Origin of the sequence: Aeromonas bivalvium (assembly GCF_046078285.1) — a bacterium.
Classification (GTDB): Bacteria; Pseudomonadota; Gammaproteobacteria; order Enterobacterales; family Aeromonadaceae; genus Aeromonas; species Aeromonas bivalvium.
This window is the reverse complement of the sequence record NZ_JBGXBV010000003.1, coordinates 172645-196959: the sequence shown is the minus strand read 5'-3', so window position 1 is coordinate 196959 and position 24315 is coordinate 172645. Positions and strand designations below refer to the sequence as shown.

Genomic DNA, 24315 nt, shown 5'->3' with positions numbered 1-24315 from the left:
ACCGTCATGATGGAGTACTCTATGCACGACAATGTTATCCAAGTGACACTATAAAGGCACCCTCAACGACCAAAATGGGGGAGATTAATTTTATGACTGCCCTTTTCTACATGGATGACATCTCTCTCTTGTTACGACAATAACTGTCATTCTTGCCGCCATGCCGAACAGCTTGAGGCCACTTCCAGATTACGACATGATAACGACCCGGCCCCGAGCCGACGAAACTGGACAGCCAACCTCAAGGACCCCCCATGTTTGAACACGTCGATGCCTATGCTGGCGACCCCATACTGACCCTGGTCGAGACCTTCCACAAAGACACCCGCGAGCAGAAGGTGAACCTGGGGATCGGCCTCTATTACGACGAGCAGGGCCGCATTCCGCTGCTGCCCTCGGTGCAGCAGGCCGAAGCGGCGCGCGCCGCCGCGCCGGCGCCGCGTCCCTATCAGCCGATGGAAGGGGCCGCCAACTACCGCACCGCCGTGCAGCACCTGCTGTTTGGCGCCGATCACGAGGCGGTCAAGGCCGGTCGCATCGCCACCATCCAGACCATAGGCGGCTCCGGCGCCCTGAAGATCGGCGCCGATCTGCTCAAGCGCTACTTCCCGACCTCCGAGGTGTGGGTCAGCAATCCCACCTGGGACAACCACAAGGCCATGTTCGAGGGGGCCGGCATCAAGGTGCACGACTACCCCTATTACGATGCGGCCACCGGCGGCGTGCTGTTCGACGCCATGATCGACTGCCTGAGCAGCCTGCCGGCGAAAAGCATAGTGCTGCTGCACCCCTGCTGCCACAACCCGACCGGGGTGGATCTCTCCCGTGCCCAGTGGGACCAGGTGATCGCCCTGGTGGTCGAGAAGAACCTGATCCCCTTTATGGACATCGCCTATCAGGGCTTCGGTGACGGGCTGGAAGAGGATGCCTATGCCATCCGTGCCATGGTGGCCGCCGGTGTCAGCTTCTTCGTCAGCAACTCCTTCTCCAAGAACCTCTCCTTCTACGGCGAGCGCTGCGGCGGCCTGTCGGTCATCTGCCAGGATGCCGAAGAGGCGAGCCGGGTGCTGGGCCAGATGAAGGCCACCGTGCGCCGCAACTACTCCAGCCCCCCCACCCACGGCGGCCAGATCACCGCGGCCGTGATGAGCCAGCCCGAACTGCACGCCATGTGGGTCGGTGAGGTGACCGAGATGCGCACCCGCATCAAGGCCATGCGCCAGAAGCTGTTCGAGGTGCTGAGTGCCAAGGTGCCGGGCCGCGATTTTGGCTACTTCATCAACCAGCGCGGCATGTTCAGCTACACCGGCTTCACGCCGGAGCAGGTGGACCGCCTTCGGGAAGAGTTCGCCGTCTATCTGGTGCGCTCCGGTCGCATGTGCGTGGCGGGCCTCAACAGCCGCAACGTGGAGTACGTGGCGGACGCCTTCGCCGCCGTGCTCAAGCAGTGATCTCCGCCCTCGCGGCCATCACGGACACCCGCAGAGAGCCCCGCCCGTGCGGGGCTCTTTCTTGCGGGTCTGGCAGCAGGGTAAAACGGATCGGAGGCGGAAAAGCCACCTCCTCCTGCCCGCCAGGCTCTCAGTCCGGATTATCAATACGGACTCTGCAATCCGGGGTCTGGCATATTGTGCAGCCATGGCGCCCATTGGCAGGAAAATATCTGATGATGGCGGCGGCCATCTCGCCATTATCAGCATCTTGTGTCGCCGCGAATAAATGAGCGGCACCTCTCTCCTAATTTCTCCCCAGCAGCCAATCCCGTGAAAATACCGGCAAGAATACGCCCGTTAAATAAGTACCCATGCCAGCGCTCGCATCGGCTATAAATCAATGTATTGATATCTATGAAGCTTTTCCGTTCTGCAAATAGCACAGCGGTTAAGCATGGGGACAGGTTAATGAATCAAGAATGTCCCCCCTTGACCTTGCCAATACTTGATAACCCCCACCTCACTTCCATCGCGAGAGCCTGATATGCAGCAATACGACACCAACCCGGAACTGGAGCGGCGCTTGTTCAACAAGCTGCTGGATGTGCTGATCAAGGCAGGGCTGATCCTGGCCCTGGTCATCACCTGCTACGGCATCTTCTCCCCCTTCCTGACCCTGATGCTGTGGGCCCTGATCCTGGCCGTCACCCTCTACCCCGCCCATCAGAAGCTGGCCGCCAGACTCGGCCAGAGACAGGGCCGCGCCGCCACCCTGCTGGTGTTGTGCGGCATCGTCCTGATCGTCTTGCCCACCATCTGGCTCACCAGCTCCCTGGCCGACACCATCACCGGGTTCATCCACGCCATGAAGGAAAACAGCCTGCAGATCCCCCTGCCGGCCGAATCCGTGGCCAACTGGCCCGTCATCGGCAAGAAGGTCTATGGCATCTGGCATCAGGCCGCGACCGATCTGCCCGCCTTCATCCAGAGCATGCAACCCAAGATAGGCAACATCGCCAAGACGGCGCTGAGCATGGTCGCCAGCATGGGCACCGGCATGCTCCAGTTCATCGTCTCCTTCGCGGTGGCCGGCATCATCATGACCTATGGCCTGCCCGGCCAGCAGAGTGCCCGCGCCATCTCCGCCCGCATCATGGGCGAGGATCGGGGCGACGAGTTCGCCACCCTCTGCACCGCCACCATACGTGCCGTGGCACAAGGGGTCATTGGGGTCGCCTTCATTCAGGCCATCATGCTCGGTCTGGTGATGGCGATTGCGGGGATCCCGGCGGCCGGCCTGCTCGCCCTGTTTGCCCTGATCCTCGGCATCGCCCAGATCCCGGCCGCCGTCATCTTCATCCCCTGCCTCATCTATATCTGGAGCAGCGGTGACTATGCCACGGCCCCCGCCATCGCCTATTCGGTGCTGCTGGTGATCTCCGGCCTGGCCGACAACGTGCTCAAACCCCTGTTGCTCGGTCGCGGCGTCGATGCCCCCATGCCCATCATACTGCTGGGCGCCCTGGGCGGCATGGTCTCGAGCGGCATCCTCGGCATGTTCGTGGGGGCGACCCTGCTCGCCATCGGCTACCAGATCTTCATGGCCTGGGTCGCAGGCCACCACCTGACACCATTGGCTGGCAAACCAGCCCAGCTGGACGACAGAACCGAGACGACAGACTCCGGCAATGCTTCCTGAACCTGCTGATGCCAGATCCCGCGCCGGCGGCCTGACCGTCGGCGTCGCCCTGCTGGGCTCCCTGCTGCTGAGCGCCTGCACCACCCTGGGGCCAGACTATGTCCAGCCCCCGGGGGGAGCCGTTGCCGACTGGCAGGGGGGCTCCCTCGAGCAGAGCCGGGCCAGGGCCTTTGCCACTCGGCTCGACGAGTGGTGGACCCTGCTGGGAGACCCAGCGCTCAACGCCCTGGTGCAGGAGGCGCTGCACCACAACCACAGCGTACGGACCGCCGGGCTGCGCATCCTGGAGGCGCGGGCCCAGCTCGGCATCGCCAATGCCAGCCGCTATCCCCAGTTGCAGCAACTGAGCGGCAATGCCCTGCAAACGGGGCAGGTGCGGGATGGCCCAGACCCCCACTTCATCCGCTATGGCCTGGGGGCCAATCTCGGCTGGGAGATCGACTTCTGGGGCAAGTTCCAACGCAGCATAGAGGCGGCGGATGCCAGCTACTTCGCCACCCTGGCGCAATATGATGACATCCAGGTGCTGATGGCGGCCCAGGTGGCCAGCCTCTACGTCAACATCCGGACCCTGGAGTCCCGGCTGCAGATCTCCCGGGACAACGCCCGCTTGCAGGAGCGCAGCCTGGCGATCACCCAGAAGCTGTTCAAGAGCGGCAACAGCGACGAGCTGGACGTGCAGCAGGCCAGGACCCAGTACCTGAGTACCCTGTCCGGCATCCCCATCCTGGAGGCCAGCCTGCGCCAGGGACAGAATGCCCTGAGCACCCTGCTGGCCCGCGCCCCCGGCCCCCTGCCCGAGATGCAGGCTGGCACGGGCAGGATCCCCCATGCGACCCTGACCCTGGCGGCCGAGCTGCCCGCCGACCTCGTCCGCCGTCGCCCCGATGTGCGCAGCGCGGAGCGGTTGATGGCGGCCCAGTCGGCCCTGATCGGCGTCAGCGAGGCCGAACTCTACCCCTCCTTCACCCTGCTGGGCTCGGTCGGCCTGTCGGCCAGCTCCCTCTCGGGCAGCGCCACCACCCTGGACTGGGGGGTCGGGCCAAGTTTCAAGTGGAATCTGTTCGACCATGGCCTGCTCAGCAACGCCGTGCTGGTACAGGACGCCCGCTTCCAGCAGCTCAAGGAGAACTATCTGAACACCCTGCTCGGCGCCGCCCGCGAGATCGACGACGCCGCCATCGGCTTTGCCAAGAACGAGGAGCAGATAGCCCTGCTGGAGCAGACGGAGCAGGCGGCCCGCCGCTCCCTCGACATCGCCAACATCCGTTACCGGGAAGGCATGGCGGACTTTCAGCGGGTGCTGGACTCCCAGCGCGCCCTGTTCAGCCAGCAGGAGCGCCTGGTCAGCAGCAGAGGCAATGTGATGCTCAGCCTCATCTCCCTCTACAAGGCGATGGGCGGTGGCTGGCAACAGGGGCGACACCGTCCCCTGCTCGACGAGCAGAGCCGGCAAGAGATGCAATCACGCAGCGACTGGGGTCCCCTCCTGACCGACCCCCTGCCCCCGGCCGATGCCCCCTAATGTGATGACGAGACGACCATGAGCCAAGAGACCCTCCAACCTGCCGCCACGCCGCCCGCCCCCAGCCCACAACCGGGCAAGGGGAGCCGTATCGGCACCCTGATCCTGCTCGCCCTGATCGGCCTGAGCCTCTTGTGGTACTTCAGTGCCGACCGCCTGACCCCCTACAGCTCCCAGGCCAGGGTCCAGGCCTTCGTGGTACCGGTCGCCTCCCAGGTGTCGGGCCAGGTGCAGAAGGTGCTGGTGAAGGACAATCAGGATGTGGCCCAGGGCCAACCCCTGTTCGAGATAGACCCCAGCCAGTATCAGATCGCCCTGCAGCGGGCCAGGTCCGACTATGACTCCGTGTTGCGCTCGGTCAATGCGGCGGGGGCTGGCGTCATCGCCGCCGAGGCCTCCCTGCAGGCCGCCAGGGCCAATCGCCTCAAGGCCGAGCAGGACGCCAGCCGCCAGGAGCGACTCTATGCCGAGGATCCGGGGGCCATCTCGGTGCGCCGGCTCGAGGTCGCCCGGGCCACCCGGGTGCAGGCCCAGAGCCAGGTGAAGGCGGCAGAGGCCAGCCTGATCCAGGCCAGGGAGGCCGCCGGCAACCGCGGCGATGACAACTCCCAGCTCATCAGCGCCCGATCCGCCATCGAGAAGGCCAGGCTGGATCTTGACAACACCCGGGTTCTGGCCCCCTCCCGGGGGCTGGTGACCGACCTGCGCACCGACGTCGGCCAGTTCGCCGCGGCCGGGGCGCCGGCCATGACCCTCATCGCCATCCACGACGTCTGGGTCAGCGCCGACATGACAGAGAACAACCTGGGCAACCTGGCTCCCGGCAATGAGGTGGACATAGTGCTCGACGTCATGCCGGGCCGGGTGTTCAAGGGCAGGATCCGCAGCCTGGGCAACGGGGTCAGCTCGGGTTCCCAGAGTGCGGCGGGCAGCCTGCCCACTGTGCAGAACAACCGGGACTGGCTGCGCCAGGCCCAGCGCTTCCCGGTCGCCATCGCGTTCGATCAGGATGAGCTCAAGGATGTGCGGGGGATCCGGGTCGGCGGCCAGGCCGAGGTACTGGTCTACAGCGGGGAGCATTGGCTGATGAACGCTCTGGGGGCCGGTTTCATCAGGCTGATGAGCCTGCTCTCCTACTTCTATTGAGCGGCGAGCCCATGCGAGACGGAGCAACACTCTGATGCACAAGGCCGACAAGGCGGTGCTGCGCCTCACCCTGGGGCTGGGCCTCAGCGTCATGGTGACCTATGGCCTGGCCTGGCCCCTGCCTCACCTCAGCTGCCTGGTGGTGATACTGCTGCTGTGCAGGCCGGGTCCGCCCCTGCCTCCCCTCAAGGGGCTGCTGATGGCCGGCGTCCTCACCTTGCTGATGGGCGGCGGCGTGCTGATGGTGCCCCTGCTGCAGCACTATGGGGTCAGCGCCCTGCTGCTGATCGCCCTGGTGCTGTATGGTCTCTTCTACCTCGGCCTCAAGAGCGGCAACCCCCTGCTGACCCTGCTGGTCATCACCTTCACCCTGGTCCCTGTGGCCGGGGTAGCGGAGCAGGCCCTCGCCTTCGTGGTGATCCAGGCCCTGGCGATCGGGGTCCTGCTGGGGGCCTTCATCGGCACCATTTCACACCATCTCTTCCCCGATGGGGAGCCCGTTGCCAAACCCGTCTATCTCAGCCCGCAAAACGCCACCTGGGTCGCGCTGCGGGCCGTAATCATAGTGCTGCCCGTGCTGGTGCTGGCCTTGCAGGATCCCGGCCACTACCTGGCCGCCATCATGAAGACGGTGGCGCTCGGGCAGCAAGCCTGCACCACCCAGGCCCGCCACGCCGGCAAGGAGCTGATAGGCTCGACCCTGGTGGGCGCCCTGGTGGCCGCCATCGCCTGGTCCGGGCTCGCCCTCTGGCCCAATCTGTGGATGCTGATGCTGTGGATCATGGCCGCCAGCCTCTGGCTGGGCGTGCGGCTGTTTCGAGTCAAGGGGAGCCGGGTCGCCCCTTCCTTCTGGAGCAACGCCCTGCTGACCATGATGATACTGCTGGGCCCGGCCATTCAGGACAGCGCCAACGGCAAGGATGTGCTGCAAGCGTCCCTGTTCAGGCTCGGCCTGTTTTTGCTGGTGGCAGGCTACGCCTGGGCGGCCATCTGGGCACTGGAACGCTGGCGGATGCGCCGGCCACACTCACTTTCTGCCAACCATGAGACGATGCCATGATGCTGATGAATCTTCTGGTGGGCCTGCCCACCATGCTGGTCTGCCTCGCCCTGCAAGCCGCCCTCACCTTTCGGGCGGTGCGCTTCTATATCAGGCAGGTGCACAACAATCCCAACCCGGGGCGGCTCGGTCGCGGGGTCGGCCCCCTGCTGGTGGTCATGGTGCTGCTGATGCTGGGCAACTTCGCCCAGATCATGCTCTGGGGCCTGCTGTTTCTCGGCCTGGGGGAGTTCGAGCTGCTCTATGAAGCCGTCTACCACTCCGGGGTCAACTTCACCTCCCTCGGCTATGGCGACATAGTGATGAGCACTCACTGGAAACTGCTGGGCCCTCTGGAGGCGGCCAACGGGGTCCTGATGTTCGCCATGACGGGGGCGGCGCTGATGGCGGTATTGCAGGCGCTGATCAAGTCCCAGCTCAATGACAGGATGCACCGGCCAGGGTGAGGCCCCCGCCAGCAAGCAAAACGGCAGGCCCAGGGCCTGCCGTTTTGCTGTCTGAATCGATCCCGTCAGGGGTGGATGACGATGGGGGTGCCAGGTTCGATGGCGTCCCACACCTCGTCCATGTCCTTGTTGAGCAAGGCGATGCAACCATTGGTCCAGTTGGACGGTTGCAGGCTGGAGCCGTTGCCGTTGCGCTGGCCGTGGATCATGATCATGCCCCCCGGCCTGACCCCGAGCTCGTTGGCGGTCTTGATGTCGTCCAGGTTCGGGTAGTTGATGTGGATGGCCCGATAGAAGCTGGAATCACTCTTCTTGTAATCCAGGGTGTAGCGCCCCTCTGGAGTACGCTGATCCCCCTCCCGCTGCTTGTGACCCTTGGGCGCCGGCCCCAGGGCGATCCAGTAGCGTTTCAGCTCCTTGCCATCCTTCATCAGGCTCAGGCTGTAGGAGGACTTGTTCACGACCACCATGTCCGCGCTCATGCCCAGACTGGCGAAACTCAATGCGGGCCACAGGCCCAGTACACACAAGATTACGGCTCTCATTCCATCCCTCGACGAGCCTCTGAGCGGGCTCCTGATACAGGTCATCTGAATGCCGCCCCTTGGCGGCGAGCGCCATGATATTGGATCGCCATCAATACTCAATATACCCAGCGAAACATATCTGGCGCCATACCGAGTCCATTTCCCACCCCCAGATTGGAAACCACAATCAAATCAGATGGGTAGCCAGCCCCCCCTCAGAGCGTCCGCCGCCGCACCAGCAGATGGATCCACTTGTTGTACCTGGCCCAGGTATGGATCAGCAGAAACAGTCCCAGGACCAGCGCCAGGAACAGCTGACCCAGGGCCAGCCAGTCGAGGGAGCCGATGAAGCTCACCTCGCTGCCACTGCCGAGGTAGTTGAACCAGGGCTGCAGCGCCAGCAGCAACCAGCCCCCCCAGGTCAGCAGCAGGATCAGCAGATCCCGCACCCTGTAGCGCCAGCTGCAACGGCCACCGTTGCGAATGATCATCTCGTTGGCAAACTTATTTCTTGTCACGGAAGGACTCTCCTCTGTCGGGGCTTTCCCAGACGGCCAGCTGGCCGCGGCGACGCAGCACCGCCTTGGGCACGGCGACGATCACCGTCACCAGATTGAGCAACCAGTAAACCAGCGGATACCAGACGCACCAGATGAAGCTGCGGGCCATGCTCTTGTCATAGTGATGGTCGATGAAGATGCTGACCCCGAATTGCAGCAGGCAGATGCTGGTCATCAGGACCCCGGACCAGGCGAAGAAGTGCCCCTCCCCCAGGGCATGCAGATCCGGCGCGGCCAGCCAGATCAGCGCCAGCAGCACCATGGCATAGCACCAGAGCACGCTGGCCGCATATTCGAGCAGCAACAGCCAGAAGCGACGGTTGCGCCAACGCAGCGCCTGGGGGCCATGGCGCAGCATCACCTCGGCCCCGCCCTGGGCCCAGCGCAGCCGCTGCTTGTAGAGGCCACGCACCGTCTCTGGCATCAGCACCCAGCACAAAGCCTGGGGCTGGTAATGAATGAGCCAACCCGCCAGCTGCAACTTCCAGCTGATGTCGATGTCCTCGGTCACCATGTCGGTGCTCCAGCCCCCCACCGCCTCCAGCGCCGAGCGGCGAAACGCCACCACTACCCCGGAGACGGTGAAGACGGTGCCGTAGATGCGCTGGGCCCGCTTGATGAGGCCAATGATGGAGCTGAACTCGCCGGTCTGGATCTTGCCGATGATGGTGGAGCGGGTACGCACCCTGGGATTGCCGGTGACGGCGCCGACCTTGGCGCTGTCGAGAAAGTGCTTCACCATCCAGGCCACGGCGTCATGGTCGAGCACAGCATCCCCGTCTATACCCACCAGTATCTCCCCCTTGGCCACCTTGAGGCCGTTGTTGAGGGCCATCGCCTTGCCCTGATTGCGCTGATGGAGCACGCACAGGCGCGTATCCTGCGCCGCCAGCCGATCCAGCCGCGCGCCCGTGTCATCCCGGCTGCCGTCATTGATGGCCAGCACCTCGAAGTCGGGGTAACGCTGGCGCAGCAGGTGGCCTATGGTCTCCTCCACGTTGGCCCCCTCGTTGTAACAGGGCACCATCAGGGTCACCTTGGGATAGCGGGGCAGCACCAGGCCGCGCCTGGCCAGGGCCAGATCCCGCCGCTCCCACTGGAAGTAGTAATAGAGGCCGCCACACATCCACACCAGGGCCATCAGGCTGGGGTAGGCCAGGGTAAAGACAGCCACCCCGGAGAGAAAGTCGCTCACCGCGTCACCCCCGTCTGCGCCGCCGAGCCGGTGGGAGCCGATGGCAGCTGGACAGCTCGTGGCTGGGTCTGCACCGAGAAGACTGGCTTGAGGACGGCGGGATCCGGCTGATTGCTCAGAAAATCATCCGGGTAGTAGCCGAAGTTGTTGACCCCCTCGCGCCGGATGATCTGCATCCAGCGCGCCAGCTCGGCATCCGGGATGGGTTGCCCGGTGCGCCAGTTGCGACTCTGCAGCTCGAACACCAGCCGCTCGGCCGGCACCTGCGCCAGCGCATCCACCGCCAGCTTGGCCAGCCACTGGTCGGGATTGTCCGCCTGCTCCATGTAGGGCATGGCCATCACGGCGGTGTAGTCATAGGCCTTGGCGAACGCCGCCATGCTCTGGGCGAACCACTGCTGGGAGTGCGGCTCCGTCACCAGGGCTGCATAGATGTTGCGGGCCGTTTTGAGACCGTCGGCGCCCCCCTGACGATAGCGGGCCGCGGCATCCCGCAGCGCCAGGGTAAAATCGATCAGCAGGTCGGTCTTTTGCTCCCCTTGCGCCTGCAGCGCATCCGGGGTGCGCGCCAGGGTCATGGGCCCCTCGTAGTCGCCGAGGAAGGCGTCGTCGTGAAACAGCAGGCCGTCGAACTTGGTGTAGAAGCCGAGATCCTCGTAGATATCCAGCACCCGCTGCCGGCTGTCTGGATCCCAGGGAGAGAGCCGCAGATACTGCCCCTCGGCGGGGGCACCGGTACGGCTGTCGGTGACATAGGCGTGACCCGGCCCCAGGTCGTAGGCCAGCACCGGCATCCAGGCATACACCTTGACCCCGGCCCGGGTCTTGAGCTGCCAGGCCACCCGGTTGAAGAGATCCGCCTTGACCGGCATGTGACGATTGGGGAAGTAGAGCGCCTCCGCCACCCCGTCGCCGTTGTCATCGGCATAAGCCTGCAGGTAGACGGTGGTGATGCCGTAACCCTTGATCCGATCCAGCAGCAGATCGATGTTCTTGTTCATCTGGCGGGGATCCGGGTCGTAGACATAATCCAGATCCACGTGCACCAGTCGCTCCACCTGCCGCGTCCAGGTATTGCCCCCCATGATCTCGTCCAGGGTCTCCAGGCTGGTCTCCTCCTCCAGCAGGTAGCGACGCACCCTGCCCCCGGCGTCGCTCACCCTGTTCGTCCCTTCGGCCAGGGTGAAGGTGTAGGGCATGCCGGCTGCACTGGCCAGATCCAGCGCCGTCTGGTTGAAGGCACCGTAGGGCCAGACCAGGATCCGCGGTGCGCGGCCGGTCTGCGCCTTCAGCTGGCTGGCCGAGGCGTCGAGGTCGGCCTTGATCCGCGCCCGGTAGTCGGCCATGGTCTCGTAGCCCTGCTGGCTCCAGCCAGCCGTGGTCATCGCCGGCTGCACATTGCCCTGGGGATTGGCCAGCAACCCGTAATGGGAGGCGAAGGTGTGGGAGGCTATCTCCACCAGCCCGGACGCCTGCATCTCGCGGATCTGCGGCCAGCCGACAAAGTAGCTGCGCGGCAGCTTGTCATTGCCGTAGGGCACCATCTTGTCGTCAGGCACCTCCAGCCAGCTGCCCACCAGGGCGAAGACCGCCGGATAGCGGTAGAGCTTGAGCAGGGGATAGACCAGGCGGTAGAAGCTCTCGTAGCCATCGTCGAAGCTGAGCAGGATCGCCTTCTCCGGCAGTGGTGCCTTGCCCGCCTTGGCATCCAGGATCTGCTGGAAGCTGACCGGCTGATAGCCCTGCTGCCTGATCCAGTTGAAGTGGCGGATCAGGGTGTCGCGCCGTATGGTCTGGGGATAGAGCTTGAGGTTGGGGGTCAATTTCAGATCGACGATGTCGTGGTAGCAGAGCACCACATAATCATCGGGTTGCCGGGCCGCCTGGCCGAGGGATGGCAGCAGGGACAACAGCAGAAAGAGGGGCGCAAGCCAGCGTCTCATCACATGAAACTCCATTGCAGATTGGCGAAGATGAAATTTCCGAACTCGGGGTTGCCGTCGTAGATGGCCTGACGGCGGCCCAGGCCATAGCCCAGGCTGAGGGCGGGGGAGAGTATCCAGTCGTGGCGGTAGCTGAGCTGCCAGCCCTGATCGCCGCCATAGCCCTGCTGCCAGTAGCGATTGCCGCTCATGACCAGGCTCTGCTGCAGGGCGCGCCGCCCATCCAGCGGCAGCCGGTAGCGCCCCGCCAGCTCCAGCTCCAGGTTGCGGTCACTGAGCGGATTGAAGTAATCCGCCTCGACCGCCTCGTTGCGGGAGCTGGCTGCCCGCAGGGTGCCGTCGAACCACCAGCGATCCCGGCGCCAGAGATCCTGACGCAGCCAGCCGGAGGCGGTCAGCCGGCGGTTGCCATCCTCTATGTCCATCCGCTCCAGCCGCAGCCCGGCCTCCCGGGTCTCGTCCTGGCGCCAGCCAAGATCCAGCTGATATTGATCGGCGTAGTCACCCCGGGCCAGTGCCCGCAGCGGGGTATCGGCGCTGTTGAGATTGATGGCGGCGCCCAGGTTCCAGTGATCCCCCAGCCGCCAGTCGAGGCGGCTCCACAGATAGCCTCTGTCATTGAGCTCGCTGCCCACTCCCCCTTCCAGGGTGAGTTGCAGCGGATAGAAAGAGAGCTCGGCCCCGAGCCCGGTATAGGCGGCGCGCTCGGGCTGCCCGTCAAATTCGCCAAAGCCGCCCTGGCGCCGGACAAACAACCGATCGCCGCCGTCGCTGCGGGAGCTGTAGAGACGGCTGTCGTAGCGCCAGTCCCGGCTGGCCTGCACCGAGCCCCCTTCGTTGCGACCATGGCTCAGGTCGGCGACAAAGCGGGGGGCCTGCTCCAGCGCCAGGCGCTGCTGCAATGCCTGCCGATCCCGGGTCAGGTTGCCGAGGTCGCGCACCGCCTGCGCCGTGCCCCGCCACTCGCCCTTGTCGATCAAGGCGTTGAGGCGACCCGGCTCGGCCTGTTCGCTGCGCCCGGGGGGCAACCAGCGCATCGCCTCTCGGTAAGCCTGTTCGGCCCCATCGGGGTGGCCGCGCCAGCGGCGGATATCCCCCAGTTGCAGCCAGAGCCAGGGGTTGGCAGGCGCACTGTCCAGCCACCCTTCCAGTTGTCTCTGTGCCGCGTCCGCTTCACCACGCCAGGCCTGCAGCAGGGTGTTCAGCTGCAACACCTTCTCGTAGTCGTCGTTGGCCATGCGCATGTTGCCGGTAAAATCCCAGCGGGTCGGCGGCTCCTGCCAACCGGCCAGCAGCCCCTGGGCGGCGCCATAACGCTCGCCGTCCGAATAGGCGTAGAAGCGCTTCTCCAGCAGCGCCTTGTCCCTGGCTCGCGCCGGGGTCGCCAGCGCCTCGTAGAGATCGGACGCCTCATCCACCCGCCCCAGCCCGGCCAGGGCATCGGCGCGGGCCTCCAGCACATAGTCGGGCAACGGCCCCTCGGCCTGCAGCGCGGCAGACGCCTGTTCGGCCCGGGCAAACTCGCCGAGGGCCACCAGGGTCACCACCGCATCCCGGCGTGCACTGAGGTAGAGCTGGTGATCGCGAGGAGCCCGGGCCAGGATCCCCTCTTGCAAGGCCAGGGTGCGAGTCAGGGCATCGCGGGCCTGCGCCGGATCGGCAAGCCGGGTCGAGATCCGCAGCAGGTTGACCGCCTGGTAGTAATCGAGCCAGAGCCGGTCGACCGCGGTGAACAGCTCAGGATAACGGTCCATCAGATCCACGGCGGCGGGACCGGCACCCAGGCTCACCGCCACCCGGTAGAGAGCCAGCACCTGCTCACCGTTACCTGGTTCCAGCGCCAGCCACTGCTGGCGCGCCAGCAGCTCTCCCATGGGGTCCTCGGCCCGGCGAGCGGCATAGATGCGGGCATCGAGGATGGCACGATCGCGGCCAAATCTGGCGTCATATTCCTCTGCGGTGCGGCGGGCCAGCTCCTGGTTGCCCTGATCGCTGGCGGTGAGAAACAGCCCGAGCCAGCCGTTGCGGTTGGCGGGATCACGCCCCTGCAGGATACGGTAATAGCTGATCGCCAGAGGGTAGCGCCCCAGATCCCGGGCCGCCCTGGCCAGGGTTTCGAGGGAGTCATTGGAGATGGGTTTGAATTCGCACGGCTCACAGCTGGCCAGGGCCGCTGCACGATCCTGACGCCAGATCTGCACGGCGATGAGATCGTCGAGCACCCGGCCATCCCCGCTGCGCCGATAGAGGGCGTCGAGCCCGGCGGCAGCCTGGGCCAGCTGACCCTGGCGGGCCTGGATCACCCAGGCCTCCCTCTCCCGATCGAGGGAACCGGCCTGGACCAGGCCAGGCAACAACACGAATAGATAAACAAAGCGATTCATTCGCAACATACACCCGGTTTCATAGCGAGACTCGCCCGACTGAGCAAACGGACACGCCTAGGGGCGACCGGCTCAGGGTGGCGATGATGCTCGGGAATTAAGGGTGAAAGGCGGGGCCCGCCCTTCGTATGTGCGGTCCAGCCGTCTCATGACATGAGACCTGCGACTTTCCGAACCCGACTCGCGTCGGGGGTGGCGAGAGGGCCGATTCTGGGTCTGACCGAGAAATAGTCAACGGCGACACCAAGGGAGGGGAGAGCAGGCCCGGCGGATGGGGCCAAGTAATTTCACGCTAGAAAAAATGAACGGAGCAGGGAGAGGAGGCGGCCCCCTTTGGATGAGGGCCGCCTCCTCGTCGTCACCCCGCGCAACCTGGGTAGATTATTTCCCTTATGAATTAACAAATTGCCCCGTTCTCGGCGCGACATCCGATGTCGCCACCGGGTCACAGCATGTCGGCCAGCCCCGGCAGTCCCGAGGCAAGCAAAGAGACCCCCTTTCCTCTCCACTGTGGATACCAGCCAGGAGCCGCAACGCCCCAAAAAAAGAGCCCCTTTCGGGGCTCTTTTTATGGCTGTCATGCCAGGGCTCAGGCCCGGGTCGGCTCGGCCCTCTGCTGCGCCTCCAGGCGCCGGATCCAGGCCTCGAAATCCGCCAGCATGCGGGCCTCGGATTCGCTGTTGTCGGCGATGAGCTCGGCCCCGTGCACCACTCGGATCTGGGCGTCGAGGGGCGTGCCTTCCCCAGCCGGTGGGCGCTGGTGCGCCGCCGCCATGCACGCCTGGGCCTGCTGCCACGCCTGCGCCACGCTCCGATTGCACGCCTCTGCCAGCGCCGCCGCGCTGAAGCCCTCGCCAGTGAGGCTCCTGAGCGTCTCGTCGTGGGTCATGCCGTTGCCCGGCCCCCAGTAGTGGGCGGCCAGATCCGGCCCGATGCGCGGGTTGTCGGTGAGGTAGCCGTCGCGCTCAAGGAAGTAGGCGCGGGTCTGCTCCACCGCCATCAGCGCCAGCAGGTAGCCGTGATAGGCGCAGGCCGACTCCTGATTCAGGAGGTGCGGAATGGCCAGCAGCGGGCGCGGGCTCTCCACCCCCAGGATCCGGCGCTCCCACTTGCGGGCCAGCGCCAGCACGGCGCCTGGGGTGCGCTCGCTCTCTGCCATGGCGTAGAGATCCCGCTCGAAGTAGGCCACCAGGGCTATCTGGCGCTCGTTGAAGGCGCGAAATGGCTGGCGCGCTTCTATCATGGCCTGGATGAGCGCGTCATGGATCGCCTCCCCCGCTCCGTTTCTGGCGTAGCGTTTGAGCCAGTCCGCGTCGTCCAGCAGGCTGTCGCAGAACATGGACTGGGTCTCGGCATAGGCCATGGAGGTGGGGGGAAACTCCTGGGAGAAGCAGGGGGCATTGCCGGTGACGTTGGCAAAATGCGCCGCGTGACCCCCCTCGTGGAACAGGGTGTTGAGGCCGCTCCAGCCGCTGCCCACCTGGGCAGGATCCGCCAGACTGGTGAAATTGACCACAGCCGGGACCCACTCCCCCTCCTGCCAGAAGCTCGGCACCGGGCCGTGACAGAAGCCGTTCTCGTATTTCCCCTCCCGGGTCAGCAGATCCAGGGTGAGGGTGGCACCGCGGTACTGGATGCCGAGGCGACGGAAGCTCTGGACCCAATCCTTCAGCGCCCGGGAGAAGGGTACGTAAGGATCGAGCTGGCGGGTCACGTCGCCACTCACGCTGTAGCGCAGGTTGTGGGGCAGCAGGGCCGCTTCCCCCTTGGCAGCCTTCAGCTCTTCCAGACTCTGGTGCAGCCGATCATCGGTGCGGGCGATGAAGTCGTCGAGAATGGCAAACAGCTGGGCCGGGCTCATCTGCTCGTTCTTGTGCACCTTGTAGTCGAAGTAGTCGCGATAACCCATGGCACGGGCGAAGCGGTTGCGCAGCGCCACCACCTCGAGAAAGCCATTGTCGACCACCCACTGCTCCAGGGAGTGGAACATGGCGAGCGCGCTCTGGCGCACCGCCTCGTCCGCACTTGCGGCCAGCGCCGTGCTGGCGGCGGGCAGGCTGCCGGGCACCTGGCGGCCCTGCTCGTCCAGCAGGGTGAGCTTGAGCCCCTTGCGACGGGCGAAGAGATCCGCCTCGGCGGCCACCAGCTCGTCCATCAGGGCGGCGGCGGCCGGATCTTCGATGACGTTGCACTCGAAGAAGGCAGCCCAGCCGGCCAGGCCGCGCCTCAGATCCGCCTCCTCGGCCTGGGCCTGCATCTGCCGCAGCACCGGCAGGCGGGCAGGATCGGCACAGAACGCCTTGTAGGCCTGTTCGGCGGCGGTGAACCCGGCCTGATCGTCGCTGGTGCCCATGTAGGTGGACCAGAAAAGGTCCTCCTTGCGCCTGTGTACCTTCAGGTAGTCGGCGTTGAGCTGGTTCAAGTAATTCCTGGCAATGGAACTCATAAATTCCCTCTTGTGATGGGGTCCCCCTCGGGGCGCCCACTTCCTTTTTTGGTGAAATGCCAACTCATTCACATTTCTTGCAAATAGAGTCGAACAATGATGCGCCGGGATGCGCCAGATCACGCTACCAAAAGCCAGGGTTGATGTCTGCTAGCTATACTGGCTGCCAAAAAACCCAAATGGATACTAGTTATCACAACCATATGAAAGTTAAATAAATATAAGCATGAAACAATCAAGGCCAGCTCGTTGACCGGCCATCAACAGACCCGCACGAGAGACAAGGAAAAGACTATGTTCAAGCTCGGTGATATCGCAGTGAGTCGCAAATTGATGCTGCTGCTCTCAGTGGCATTGCTCGGTTTCCTCGCACTGCTGCTCATCTCCGCCAGTGCCCTGCATCGCAACCTGATGAGCGAGCGGGAAGCCAGATTGCAGGCGGTGCTGGATCTGGCCATGAGCCGGATCCAGACCCTGGCCGCCACCCTCCCCGCCTCGGAAGCACAGGCCCAGGCCAAGGCCATGCTCGACAGCATGCGCTTCGATGGCGACAACTATCTGTTCGTGCTGGACGAAAACCGCCATGTGGTGGTGCATCCCGCCAAGCCCGAGCTGGTCGGACGGCCGATGGGCGAGCCCGGCGTCGCCGCCGAAGCCCATTGGCTGCGCATGGTGGATCTCGGCAAGGGCGGCCGGCAGGGTCGGCTGGAATACCAGTGGCGCTCTCCCACCGGGGAGACGGCCCAGAAGATGACCCTGGTGGCCGGCTATCAGCCCTGGGGCTGGATCCTGGGGTCCGGCCTCCTGCTGCAGGACATAGAAGCCACCATCTGGTCCCAGTATGAGCTGATGGGAGGGGCCACCCTGCTGGTGATCCTGCTGATGGGGCTGCTGGGCCTGGCCATCAGCCGCTCCATCGTCAACCCGCTGGCGGCCATCAACAAGGCCATGGCCCGGGTAGCGGCCGGGGATCTGGTGGTCAACATACCCGTGCACGGCAAGGATGAGCTGGGAACCGTCGCCCACTCCACCAACCAGGGACTGGATGCCATCCGCCGCGCCCTGCTGGAGGCGAGCCAGGGAGCCCGCAACGTGGCGGACGCCGCCCTGCGCATCGCCGCCTCCGCCGAGCAGACCAATCAGGCGGTCAACAGCCAGCGGGATCAGCTGGCCCAGCTCGCCACCGCCATGAACGAGATGAGCGCCACCATCTCGGATGTGGCGGGTCATGCCGAGAACACGGCCCGCGACACCCAGGACGCCACCAACGAGGCCGGGCTCGGCAACGAAGACGTCCACGCCAGCGTACACGGCATCCAGACCCTGGCCACCGAGGTGGAGCAGGCCACCCATCAGGTCAATCGCCTCAAGGAGGGGGTGATGCAGATAGGGGAAGTGACCGCCGTCATCAGCGCCATCTCGGATCAGACCAACCTGCTGGCCCTCAACGCCGCCATCGAGGCGGCCCGGGCCGGCGAGCAGGGCCGCGGTTTTGCCGTGGTGGCCGACGAGGTGCGCCAGCTGGCCAGCCGTACCCGCCACTCCACCGAGGAGATCCAGAGCACCATCACCCAGTTGCAGCAGCGGGCGGTCACCGCCGCCAGTGCCATGGACACCAGCCGCAAGCTGGCGGAGAGCAGCGTCGGTCAGTCCGAGAAGGCGGGGCAGGATCTCTCCCTCATCGTCAGTCACATCCAGCACGTGAGCGACATGGCGACCCAGATAGCCACGGCGGCGGAGCAGCAGAGCATGGTGGCGGAAGACATGAACCGCAACGTCAGCGGCATCAATGACTCGGCGCTCGAGATGTCCCAGGCCGCCTCCCAGCTGGCCCAGGAGAGCGAGCTGCTGGCCGGACTGTCGCGCAGCCTGGACGAGCGACTGGCGGCCTTCCGGCTTGGCAGCGCCATCTCAGCGGATCAGGCGCCGGAGCACACTCGCCAGCACGCCTGATCCGCCAGCGCCGCTGCGCGTCAGCGCACGTCCCGCCCCACCGCCTCTTCTGCCCGCCATGCTGGCAGAGGAGGCGGCCACCACTGCGCCAGGGCCCCCCTTTGTCGCCATCATCAGGCTGAGTGTTCAGGCCTTCCTCCACAGACAAATGGCAAAACAAGCCGTTAAGCGACGACGCCAGATCGAGCGGGTCAAGCTGTCAACTTTGACACTTAATTATTTAACAAAAAATAGTCATGATGGCACTGCCGCCCAATGCGGCACCATGACCCTTTCAGTAGTCATTTGGCAAACTGGTTGAAAGGCCAGGACGCAAAGCCTCCGGTCTAAAGACATGCCGTCCAGGATAGCGGGGTTACCACACCCAGGTGTGTACCGGGGATTTCCCCAGCCAAGGTGACTGCCCACATCACCGAACAGAGGAATGTATGGCAGCAAAAATTCGACTCAATCATGTGGCTGCGGCGCTGGCGCTGCTGGCCAGTGGCGGCGTGCTCGCCCACGGTTACATCAGCCAGCCGGAGGGACGCAACGCCCTGTGCAAGACCGGCGGCAACATCGGCTGCGGCGCCATCCAGTGGGAACCCCAGAGCCTGGAGGCGCCGTCCGGCTTCCCCGATGGCGGCCCAGCCGACGGCCAGATCGCCTCGGCCGGGCATCCGCAATTTGGCGAGCTCAACGCCCAGACCAGCGATCGCTGGACCAAGCGCAATGTGCAGGCCGGCCCCTTCAATATCAGCTGGACCTTCACCGCCAACCACGTGACCCGCAACTGGCGCTATTACCTCACCAGGCAGGACTGGAACCCGAACCAGCCCCTGACCAGAGACGCATTCGATCTCAACCCCTTCTGCGTCATCGACGGCAACATGGTGCAGCCCCCCAAGCAGGTCACCCATGAGTGCACCCTGCCGGCGCGCACCGGCTATCAGCTCATCCTCGGGGTCTGGGAGGTGGGCGATACCACCAACAGCTTCTACAACCTGATCGACGCCCGTTTCGATGATGGCACCCAGCCGCCGCTGAGCTGGAGCCAGGCCGGCACCATCTACCCCTCCATCGATCTCGCGGCCGGTGACAAGGCCAGGACCCGGGTGTTCGATGCCGGCGGCGAGCGGGCCGATCTGCAAACCGTGCTGACCATAACCGACGCCGAGCAGGGCCTGAAGAACAACTGGGCCCACGCCCTGGCAACCAAGATCAATGCCGAGCAGAGCCAGATCCGCGCAGGGCAAGGGGCCGACGGCCAGTTCAACCCCGTCTACGGTCAGAACCCCATCTACCTCAAGGCCGGCAGCAAGCTGCAACGGGTCGAGATCCAGCTCGAACAGCAGCAACCGCCGGTAGGCAACAGCATCAGCGTCAGCGGCCTGGGGAGCGACTACCCGCTCGACAACGGCAAGGTTACCCTGAGCTTCACCGTCACGGCCGAGGGGGATCTCGCCGTCACCACTACCCTGTATGACCATGGCGGCGTCGCCAGGGGGCAGAGCAGTGCCGACATCAAGGACGGCAGCCAGGGTTTCACCCTGGAGGCCACGGGCCTGAGTGCGGGCCACCACCAGCTGGTGATCGAGGGCAGGCCCAAGGCAGGAGGGGAAGTGGTGCAGCAGACCCTGGATCTGATGTTCAAGGCGCCGACCAGCGGCGACTATCAGTTCAGCTTCCCTGAGGGGGTCGACGGCTACACAGATGGCACCCGGGTGCTGCAACCGAAAAATGGCAAGGTCTATCAGTGCAAGCCCTTCCCCTACAGCGGCTGGTGCAGCCAGTGGGCGGCCACGGCCACCCAGTACGAGCCCGGGATCGGGTCTCATTGGCAGGATGCCTGGGTCCAGCAGTGAGCCGTCACGCCAGCACGGCATGAACCCGGGTGGCCGCATGCCAGATCCTGGCCGACCGTCGCCATGCCAGCAACAAAACGAACAGGGGAGCCTCGGCTCCCCTGTTTATTGACGCGCCGCCAGGAAGTGTCGGGCCCCTTCGATACTCTGTGAGCCAGGCCCCCGCGGCCTCGTGCAGGCTGTGCCATCATGGGATCCAGGCAGAGGCGCATGAGCAAGGAGTTCGGCATGTGGATCGAGGCAGACCCCATCAACGGGGCCCTGGTCTCCCTGGCCATCGGCCTCATCATAGGGCTGGAGCGGGGCTGGCAGGTACGCCAGCTGGGGGACAACCAGCGCGTCGCCGGGATGCGCACCTATGGCCTCGTCGGCCTGCTCGGCGGCGTCTGCGCCCTGCTGCTGCCCACCCTGGGCACCTGGCTGCCCCTGCTCGGCCTGCTGGCGGTACTGATGGGCTGCGCCCTCTCCATCTGGCTGGCCCAGCGCTGGCAGGGAGAATTCGGCCTCACCAGCTCGGTGGCCATGGTGCTCACCTATCTGCTGGGGCTGATGTCCGTGCTGCTGAGCCCGAGCGAGGCGGTGGCCTGCGCCGTGCTGGCGGCGCTCTTGATGGGGCTCAAGGGCAAGATCCAGCAGGGGATGCTGTTTCTGAGCGAGACGGAATTTCACGCCACCCTGCGCTTCTTGCTCATCTCCCTGGTGCTGCTGCCCGTGCTGCCGAACCAGGAGATGGGCCCCCTCGATGCCTTCAACCCCTTCAAGATCTGGCTGATGGTGGTGGTGATCGCCGCCATCTCCTTTTCGGGCCACTTCGCGGTGCGCCTGCTCGGCACCCGCTCTGGCCTGGTGCTCACCAGCATGCTGGCGGGTCTGGCTTCCTCCACCGCCCTCACCCTGCAATTTGCCCGCCTCAATCGTCAGCAACCCGGGCTGGAGCGGCTGCTGGCCACCGGCATCCTGCTGGCGGGGGCCACCATGTGGCTGCGACTGCTGGTGCTGGTGCTGCTCATCCAGCGGGATCTGGCCCTGCGCCTGGCCCCGCCCCTGTTGATCCTGGGGCTGGTCGTCTACGGCTTTGCCTTCTGGTTCTGGCGCCAGCGGGAGGCGACCCCGGATGAGCCTGTCCAGCCCGAAACCCGCAATCCGCTGGATCTCGCCACCGCCATCAAGTTCGGCCTGCTGCTTGCCCTCATCGGCTTTCTGGCCACCCTGCTGCAGAGCGAGGTGGGCAGTTCAGGGGTCTATCTGCTGGCCCTGGTATCGGGGATCACCGACGTGGACGCCATCACCCTGTCCCTGGCCCAGCTCACCAGCAAGGAGCTGACCCTGGAGGTGGCCACCCGGGGCATTTTGCTGGCCGGTCTGGTCAACTCCCTGGTCAAGGGGATGCTGGCCCTGGTGATAGGGGGGCGCCGCCTGGGCACCCGGGTGCTGACGGCCTATCTGGTGTCCGCACTGCTGGCCCTGCCCTTCGCCTGAGGAAGATCCCGGGCGCGGCCAGGGGTATACTGGCCGCCTCACAGACCAGCGGAGAAATCGACCCCATGAGCGACTGGGACAAGGTATTGGCCGGGGGGCCCCTCGACAGCCAGAGCGAGGAGATAGCCGGCGATCGCATTCGCGGCCAGGCCCTGCTGGCCCGGCTCAATGCCTCGGCGGCAGGGGATCAGGCCCTGCGCCAGCAGATCTGCGCCGAGCTGTTCGGCCAGTGCCCGCAGAGCTGTTGGATAAGCACCCCCTTCACCTGCGAGTTTGGCCGCAACATCCACATCGGCGAGCAGACCTTCTTCAACTTCAACGTCACCATACTGGACGTGGGCGAGGTGCACATCGGCAGTCATGTGCTGCTGGCTCCCAACGTGCAGATCTACACCGCCACCCACGATATGGACTATCTGGCTCGCCGCAACTGGACCGCCTACAACAAGCCGGTACGCATCGGCGATGACTGCTGGATTGGCGGCGGTGCCATCATCTGTCCCGGCGTCACCATAGGGCCGCGATCCATCATAGGGGCCGGCGCCGTGGTGACCCGGGACATACCGGCGGACTCGGTCGCCGTGGGCAATCCGGCCCGGGTCATCCGCACCCTCAGCCCGGATGAGCCCAGGGATCAGGCGCTGCTGTCATGATGGCCCTGGCCCTGCTGCCGCTGGGGTGGGCCGCCTGGCTTGGCGTCCAGAGCGGCCTCTGGTGGCCGCTGGCCCTGATCCTGCTGATGAGCCTGCTGACCCTGGCCGCCTATGCCTGGGACAAGCGCCAGGCCATCCGTGGCGGCTGGCGCATCCCGGAAGCCCGCCTGCACCTGCTGGAGCTGATCGGCGGCTGGCCCGGCGCCCTGGTAGCCCGCCACTGGCTGCGCCACAAGACCCAGAAGGGGAGCTATCGCCTGCGGTTCTGGGCCATCGTCTGGGGCCAGTTGCTGCTGCTCGGGATCTGGGTGAGCCGACCGCTCTGGCTGGCCTGAGCCCCTTTCCCCGCACGACAAGTACAAAGAGGGCCCCACCATGGAAGGGGGCCCTCTCGTCATTGCCTATGTCTCAATACCCGCCGAGCGCCCGGCCATCTCGGCCCAGACAGGCTCGGCGCGGCTACCGCCTTCACACCGCCAGCGCAGCCGACATCTCTGTCTTGATGTTGTCGGATCGGGTGCCGAAGATGGCCTGCAGGTTGTTGCCCACCACCAGCACATCGATGGCGCCGAGGGCCTTGATGCGCGGGATATCCGCCAGCTTGATGTCGTGCAGGCTGACCCTTAGCCGGGTGATGCAGGCATCCAGATGCACTATGTTTGCCGCCCCGCCCATGGCCTCGACCAGATCCAGCGCCAACTCGTCTTTCTCCTTGATGTCCACCGCCTGCAGCGGCTGGCGCTCCCGCCCCGGGGTCTTGAGGTCGAATTTGCGGATGAGGAAACTGAACAGGCTGAAATAGAGCAGCGCCCAGAGCGGCCCTATGATCAGGAACCACCAGGTATTGTGGGTCTGGGGCAGGTTCAGGTAGAGGAAGAACTGCAAGGCGCCGTGGGCGAAGTCGGTGCTGTGCACTATCCCCAGATAGTTGGTCAGGGCGAAGGCCACCCCGGTCAGCAGGGTGTGGATCACATAGAGCATGGGCGCCACGAACAGGAAGGCGAACTCCACCGGCTCGGTGATCCCGGTCAGCCAGGAGGTAAAGGCCGCCGACAGCATCAGGCCCCCCACCAGCTTGCGTTTTTCCGGGCTGGCGCAGCGATAGATGGCCAAAGCCGCGGCAGGCAGAGCCCACATGGAATACATGTATCCCCCGGCCAGCCCACCGGCACTGGGGTCTCCCTTGAAGAAGCGCACCAGCTCCCCGGTCACCACCTCCCCGGTCTGGGGATTGGTCCAGCTACCCAGCTCGTTGAAGAAGAAGGCGTTCCAGATATGGTGCAGGCCGGTCGGGATCAGGGCCCGTTCCACCAGGCCATAGAGGCCGAAGGTGACGGACTTGTTCAAGGTGCCCAGGTAGGCGGTGAACTCGAAGATGGCGCTGCCCACCACGGGCCAGATGAAGCCGAGCATCACCCCGAGCAAGATGCCGCTAAAGCCGGTGATGATGGGCACGAAACGCTTGCCGGCGAAGAAGCCCAGGTATTCTGGCAACTTGAGGGTGTGGAAGCGATTGAAGAAGTAGGCCGCCAGGGATCCCATCAGGATGCTGCCGAGGATCCCCATGTTGAGGGTGGGAATGCTCAGCACCTCTGTGTTGGTCTCGAGGCCCCGCAACACCACCGTCTTGCCGAGGGCGGCATTCATGGTGATGAAGCCCACCACGGCGGCCAGGGCGGCGGTGCCGTCGTTGTTGCGGGCAAGGCCGATGGCGATGCCGATCAGAAACAGCAGCGGCATGTTGCCGAAGATCCAGTCCCCCGACACCATGAGCACGCTCCAGAAGGAGGGGGGCAGGAAGAGGTGCCCCTGGGCACCGAAGTTGCCTATCCCCAGCATCAGGCCGGCGGCAGGCAGGGTCGCCACCGGGAGCATCAGGCTGCGCCCGACCCGCTGCGCCTGGGAAAAAAATGATCCGGACATGTCTCAATTCCTCTTTGATGGTTGTCCAGATCAGGGTATAGGGTCGGCGCCAGCCCTGAGTATCAATAGGCTATGGGATTGTAATCAAACACTTACAAA

Annotated in this window: 18 protein-coding genes and 1 riboswitch; of the genes, 11 read left to right on the top strand and 7 right to left on the bottom strand. The window is 64.9% G+C overall.

What is annotated here, in order from left to right:
• Nucleotides 1-254 precede the first annotated feature (254 nt).
• From ACEUCR_RS10315 to ACEUCR_RS10290, 6 genes are all read left to right on the top strand, one after another.
• Complete coding sequence (locus ACEUCR_RS10315) at nucleotides 255-1451, top strand: amino acid aminotransferase (protein ID WP_408789930.1); 1197 nt, start codon at nucleotides 255-257, stop codon at nucleotides 1449-1451.
• A gap of 526 nt (nucleotides 1452-1977) precedes the next feature.
• Complete coding sequence (locus ACEUCR_RS10310) at nucleotides 1978-3132, top strand: AI-2E family transporter (protein WP_408789927.1); 1155 nt, start codon at nucleotides 1978-1980, stop codon at nucleotides 3130-3132.
• Nucleotides 3122-4657: a TolC family protein gene (locus tag ACEUCR_RS10305; RefSeq protein WP_408789925.1), complete on the top strand. Its 1536-nt coding sequence runs from the start codon at nucleotides 3122-3124 to the stop codon at nucleotides 4655-4657. The genes ACEUCR_RS10310 and ACEUCR_RS10305 overlap by 11 nt, the downstream gene beginning before the upstream one ends.
• 18 nt (nucleotides 4658-4675) lie before the next feature.
• Nucleotides 4676-5803 (top strand): HlyD family secretion protein, encoded by a 1128-nt coding sequence (locus ACEUCR_RS10300; RefSeq protein WP_408789923.1) that lies wholly within the window; start codon nucleotides 4676-4678, stop codon nucleotides 5801-5803.
• 34 nt (nucleotides 5804-5837) lie between these two features.
• Complete coding sequence (locus ACEUCR_RS10295; protein ID WP_392442141.1) at nucleotides 5838-6863, top strand: DUF2955 domain-containing protein; 1026 nt, start codon at nucleotides 5838-5840, stop codon at nucleotides 6861-6863.
• Nucleotides 6860-7309, top strand: a complete 450-nt coding sequence (locus tag ACEUCR_RS10290) for an ion channel (protein WP_408747106.1) — start codon at nucleotides 6860-6862, stop codon at nucleotides 7307-7309. Before ACEUCR_RS10295 ends, ACEUCR_RS10290 begins: the two co-directional genes overlap by 4 nt.
• Before the next feature lie 65 nt (nucleotides 7310-7374).
• Here the strand turns inward: ACEUCR_RS10290 and ACEUCR_RS10285 are convergent, their stop codons facing one another.
• The 6 genes from ACEUCR_RS10285 to ACEUCR_RS10260 form a co-directional block, all read right to left on the bottom strand.
• Complete coding sequence (locus ACEUCR_RS10285; protein WP_111874005.1) at nucleotides 7375-7854, bottom strand: L,D-transpeptidase family protein; 480 nt, start codon at nucleotides 7852-7854, stop codon at nucleotides 7375-7377.
• 197 nt (nucleotides 7855-8051) lie between these two features.
• A complete protein-coding gene (locus tag ACEUCR_RS10280; RefSeq protein WP_041998121.1) occupies nucleotides 8052-8354 on the bottom strand; it encodes a hypothetical protein in 303 nt (100 codons plus the stop codon).
• Complete coding sequence (pgaC, locus tag ACEUCR_RS10275) at nucleotides 8341-9591, bottom strand: poly-beta-1,6-N-acetyl-D-glucosamine synthase (RefSeq protein ID WP_408789920.1); 1251 nt, start codon at nucleotides 9589-9591, stop codon at nucleotides 8341-8343. The genes ACEUCR_RS10280 and pgaC overlap by 14 nt, the downstream gene beginning before the upstream one ends.
• Entirely contained in the window at nucleotides 9588-11534 is a 1947-nt protein-coding gene (gene pgaB, locus ACEUCR_RS10270) for a poly-beta-1,6-N-acetyl-D-glucosamine N-deacetylase PgaB (protein ID WP_408789917.1), read from the bottom strand. The genes pgaC and pgaB overlap by 4 nt, the downstream gene beginning before the upstream one ends.
• Nucleotides 11534-13918 (bottom strand): poly-beta-1,6 N-acetyl-D-glucosamine export porin PgaA, encoded by a 2385-nt coding sequence (pgaA, locus tag ACEUCR_RS10265; protein WP_408789915.1) that lies wholly within the window; start codon nucleotides 13916-13918, stop codon nucleotides 11534-11536. Before pgaA ends, pgaB begins: the two co-directional genes overlap by 1 nt.
• Before the next feature lie 589 nt (nucleotides 13919-14507).
• Complete coding sequence (locus ACEUCR_RS10260) at nucleotides 14508-16364, bottom strand: M3 family metallopeptidase (RefSeq protein WP_408789912.1); 1857 nt, start codon at nucleotides 16362-16364, stop codon at nucleotides 14508-14510.
• Between the two features lie 294 nt (nucleotides 16365-16658).
• Between ACEUCR_RS10260 and ACEUCR_RS10255 the strand changes: the two genes are divergently transcribed.
• The 5 genes from ACEUCR_RS10255 (at nucleotide 16659) to ACEUCR_RS10235 (ending at nucleotide 22628) form a co-directional block, all read left to right on the top strand.
• Nucleotides 16659-18317 carry a methyl-accepting chemotaxis protein gene (locus tag ACEUCR_RS10255; RefSeq protein WP_392442162.1) on the top strand — a complete coding sequence of 553 codons (1659 nt, stop codon included), beginning with the start codon at nucleotides 16659-16661 and terminating at the stop codon, nucleotides 18315-18317.
• Nucleotides 18318-18594: 277 nt separating this feature from the next.
• A riboswitch (cyclic di-GMP riboswitch) is annotated at nucleotides 18595-18680 on the top strand.
• A 65-nt stretch (nucleotides 18681-18745) separates the two neighbouring features.
• Complete coding sequence (gene gbpA, locus ACEUCR_RS10250; protein WP_408789908.1) at nucleotides 18746-20161, top strand: N-acetylglucosamine-binding protein GbpA; 1416 nt, start codon at nucleotides 18746-18748, stop codon at nucleotides 20159-20161.
• A gap of 228 nt (nucleotides 20162-20389) precedes the next feature.
• On the top strand, nucleotides 20390-21640 hold the full coding sequence (locus tag ACEUCR_RS10245) for an MgtC/SapB family protein (protein WP_392442178.1): 1251 nt from the start codon (nucleotides 20390-20392) through the stop codon (nucleotides 21638-21640).
• A gap of 65 nt (nucleotides 21641-21705) precedes the next feature.
• Nucleotides 21706-22293: a sugar O-acetyltransferase gene (locus ACEUCR_RS10240; RefSeq protein ID WP_408789905.1), complete on the top strand. Its 588-nt coding sequence runs from the start codon at nucleotides 21706-21708 to the stop codon at nucleotides 22291-22293.
• On the top strand, nucleotides 22290-22628 hold the full coding sequence (locus ACEUCR_RS10235; protein WP_408789903.1) for a DUF1294 domain-containing protein: 339 nt from the start codon (nucleotides 22290-22292) through the stop codon (nucleotides 22626-22628). Before ACEUCR_RS10240 ends, ACEUCR_RS10235 begins: the two co-directional genes overlap by 4 nt.
• A 133-nt stretch (nucleotides 22629-22761) precedes the next feature.
• On the opposite strand, the gene ptsG is transcribed toward ACEUCR_RS10235, so the two are convergent.
• Nucleotides 22762-24216, bottom strand: a complete 1455-nt coding sequence (gene ptsG / locus ACEUCR_RS10230) for a glucose-specific PTS transporter subunit IIBC (RefSeq protein WP_408789901.1) — start codon at nucleotides 24214-24216, stop codon at nucleotides 22762-22764.
• Between the last annotated feature and the right edge of the window lie 99 nt (nucleotides 24217-24315).

Coding starts and splice junctions, on each gene's coding strand:
- ACEUCR_RS10235 (WP_408789903.1), top strand. CDS start 22,290: ATGATGGCCCTGGCCCTGCTGCCGCTGGGGTGGGCCGCCTGGCTTGGC.
- ACEUCR_RS10310 (WP_408789927.1), top strand. CDS start 1,978: ATGCAGCAATACGACACCAACCCGGAACTGGAGCGGCGCTTGTTCAAC.
- ptsG (WP_408789901.1), bottom strand. CDS start 24,216: ATGTCCGGATCATTTTTTTCCCAGGCGCAGCGGGTCGGGCGCAGCCTG.
- ACEUCR_RS10255 (WP_392442162.1), top strand. CDS start 16,659: ATGTTCAAGCTCGGTGATATCGCAGTGAGTCGCAAATTGATGCTGCTG.
- ACEUCR_RS10245 (WP_392442178.1), top strand. CDS start 20,390: ATGTGGATCGAGGCAGACCCCATCAACGGGGCCCTGGTCTCCCTGGCC.
- ACEUCR_RS10240 (WP_408789905.1), top strand. CDS start 21,706: ATGAGCGACTGGGACAAGGTATTGGCCGGGGGGCCCCTCGACAGCCAG.
- ACEUCR_RS10305 (WP_408789925.1), top strand. CDS start 3,122: ATGCTTCCTGAACCTGCTGATGCCAGATCCCGCGCCGGCGGCCTGACC.
- ACEUCR_RS10285 (WP_111874005.1), bottom strand. CDS start 7,854: ATGAGAGCCGTAATCTTGTGTGTACTGGGCCTGTGGCCCGCATTGAGT.
- pgaB (WP_408789917.1), bottom strand. CDS start 11,534: ATGAGACGCTGGCTTGCGCCCCTCTTTCTGCTGTTGTCCCTGCTGCCA.
- ACEUCR_RS10260 (WP_408789912.1), bottom strand. CDS start 16,364: ATGAGTTCCATTGCCAGGAATTACTTGAACCAGCTCAACGCCGACTAC.
- pgaA (WP_408789915.1), bottom strand. CDS start 13,918: ATGAATCGCTTTGTTTATCTATTCGTGTTGTTGCCTGGCCTGGTCCAG.
- ACEUCR_RS10300 (WP_408789923.1), top strand. CDS start 4,676: ATGAGCCAAGAGACCCTCCAACCTGCCGCCACGCCGCCCGCCCCCAGC.
- ACEUCR_RS10290 (WP_408747106.1), top strand. CDS start 6,860: ATGATGCTGATGAATCTTCTGGTGGGCCTGCCCACCATGCTGGTCTGC.
- gbpA (WP_408789908.1), top strand. CDS start 18,746: ATGGCAGCAAAAATTCGACTCAATCATGTGGCTGCGGCGCTGGCGCTG.
- ACEUCR_RS10295 (WP_392442141.1), top strand. CDS start 5,838: ATGCACAAGGCCGACAAGGCGGTGCTGCGCCTCACCCTGGGGCTGGGC.
- ACEUCR_RS10315 (WP_408789930.1), top strand. CDS start 255: ATGTTTGAACACGTCGATGCCTATGCTGGCGACCCCATACTGACCCTG.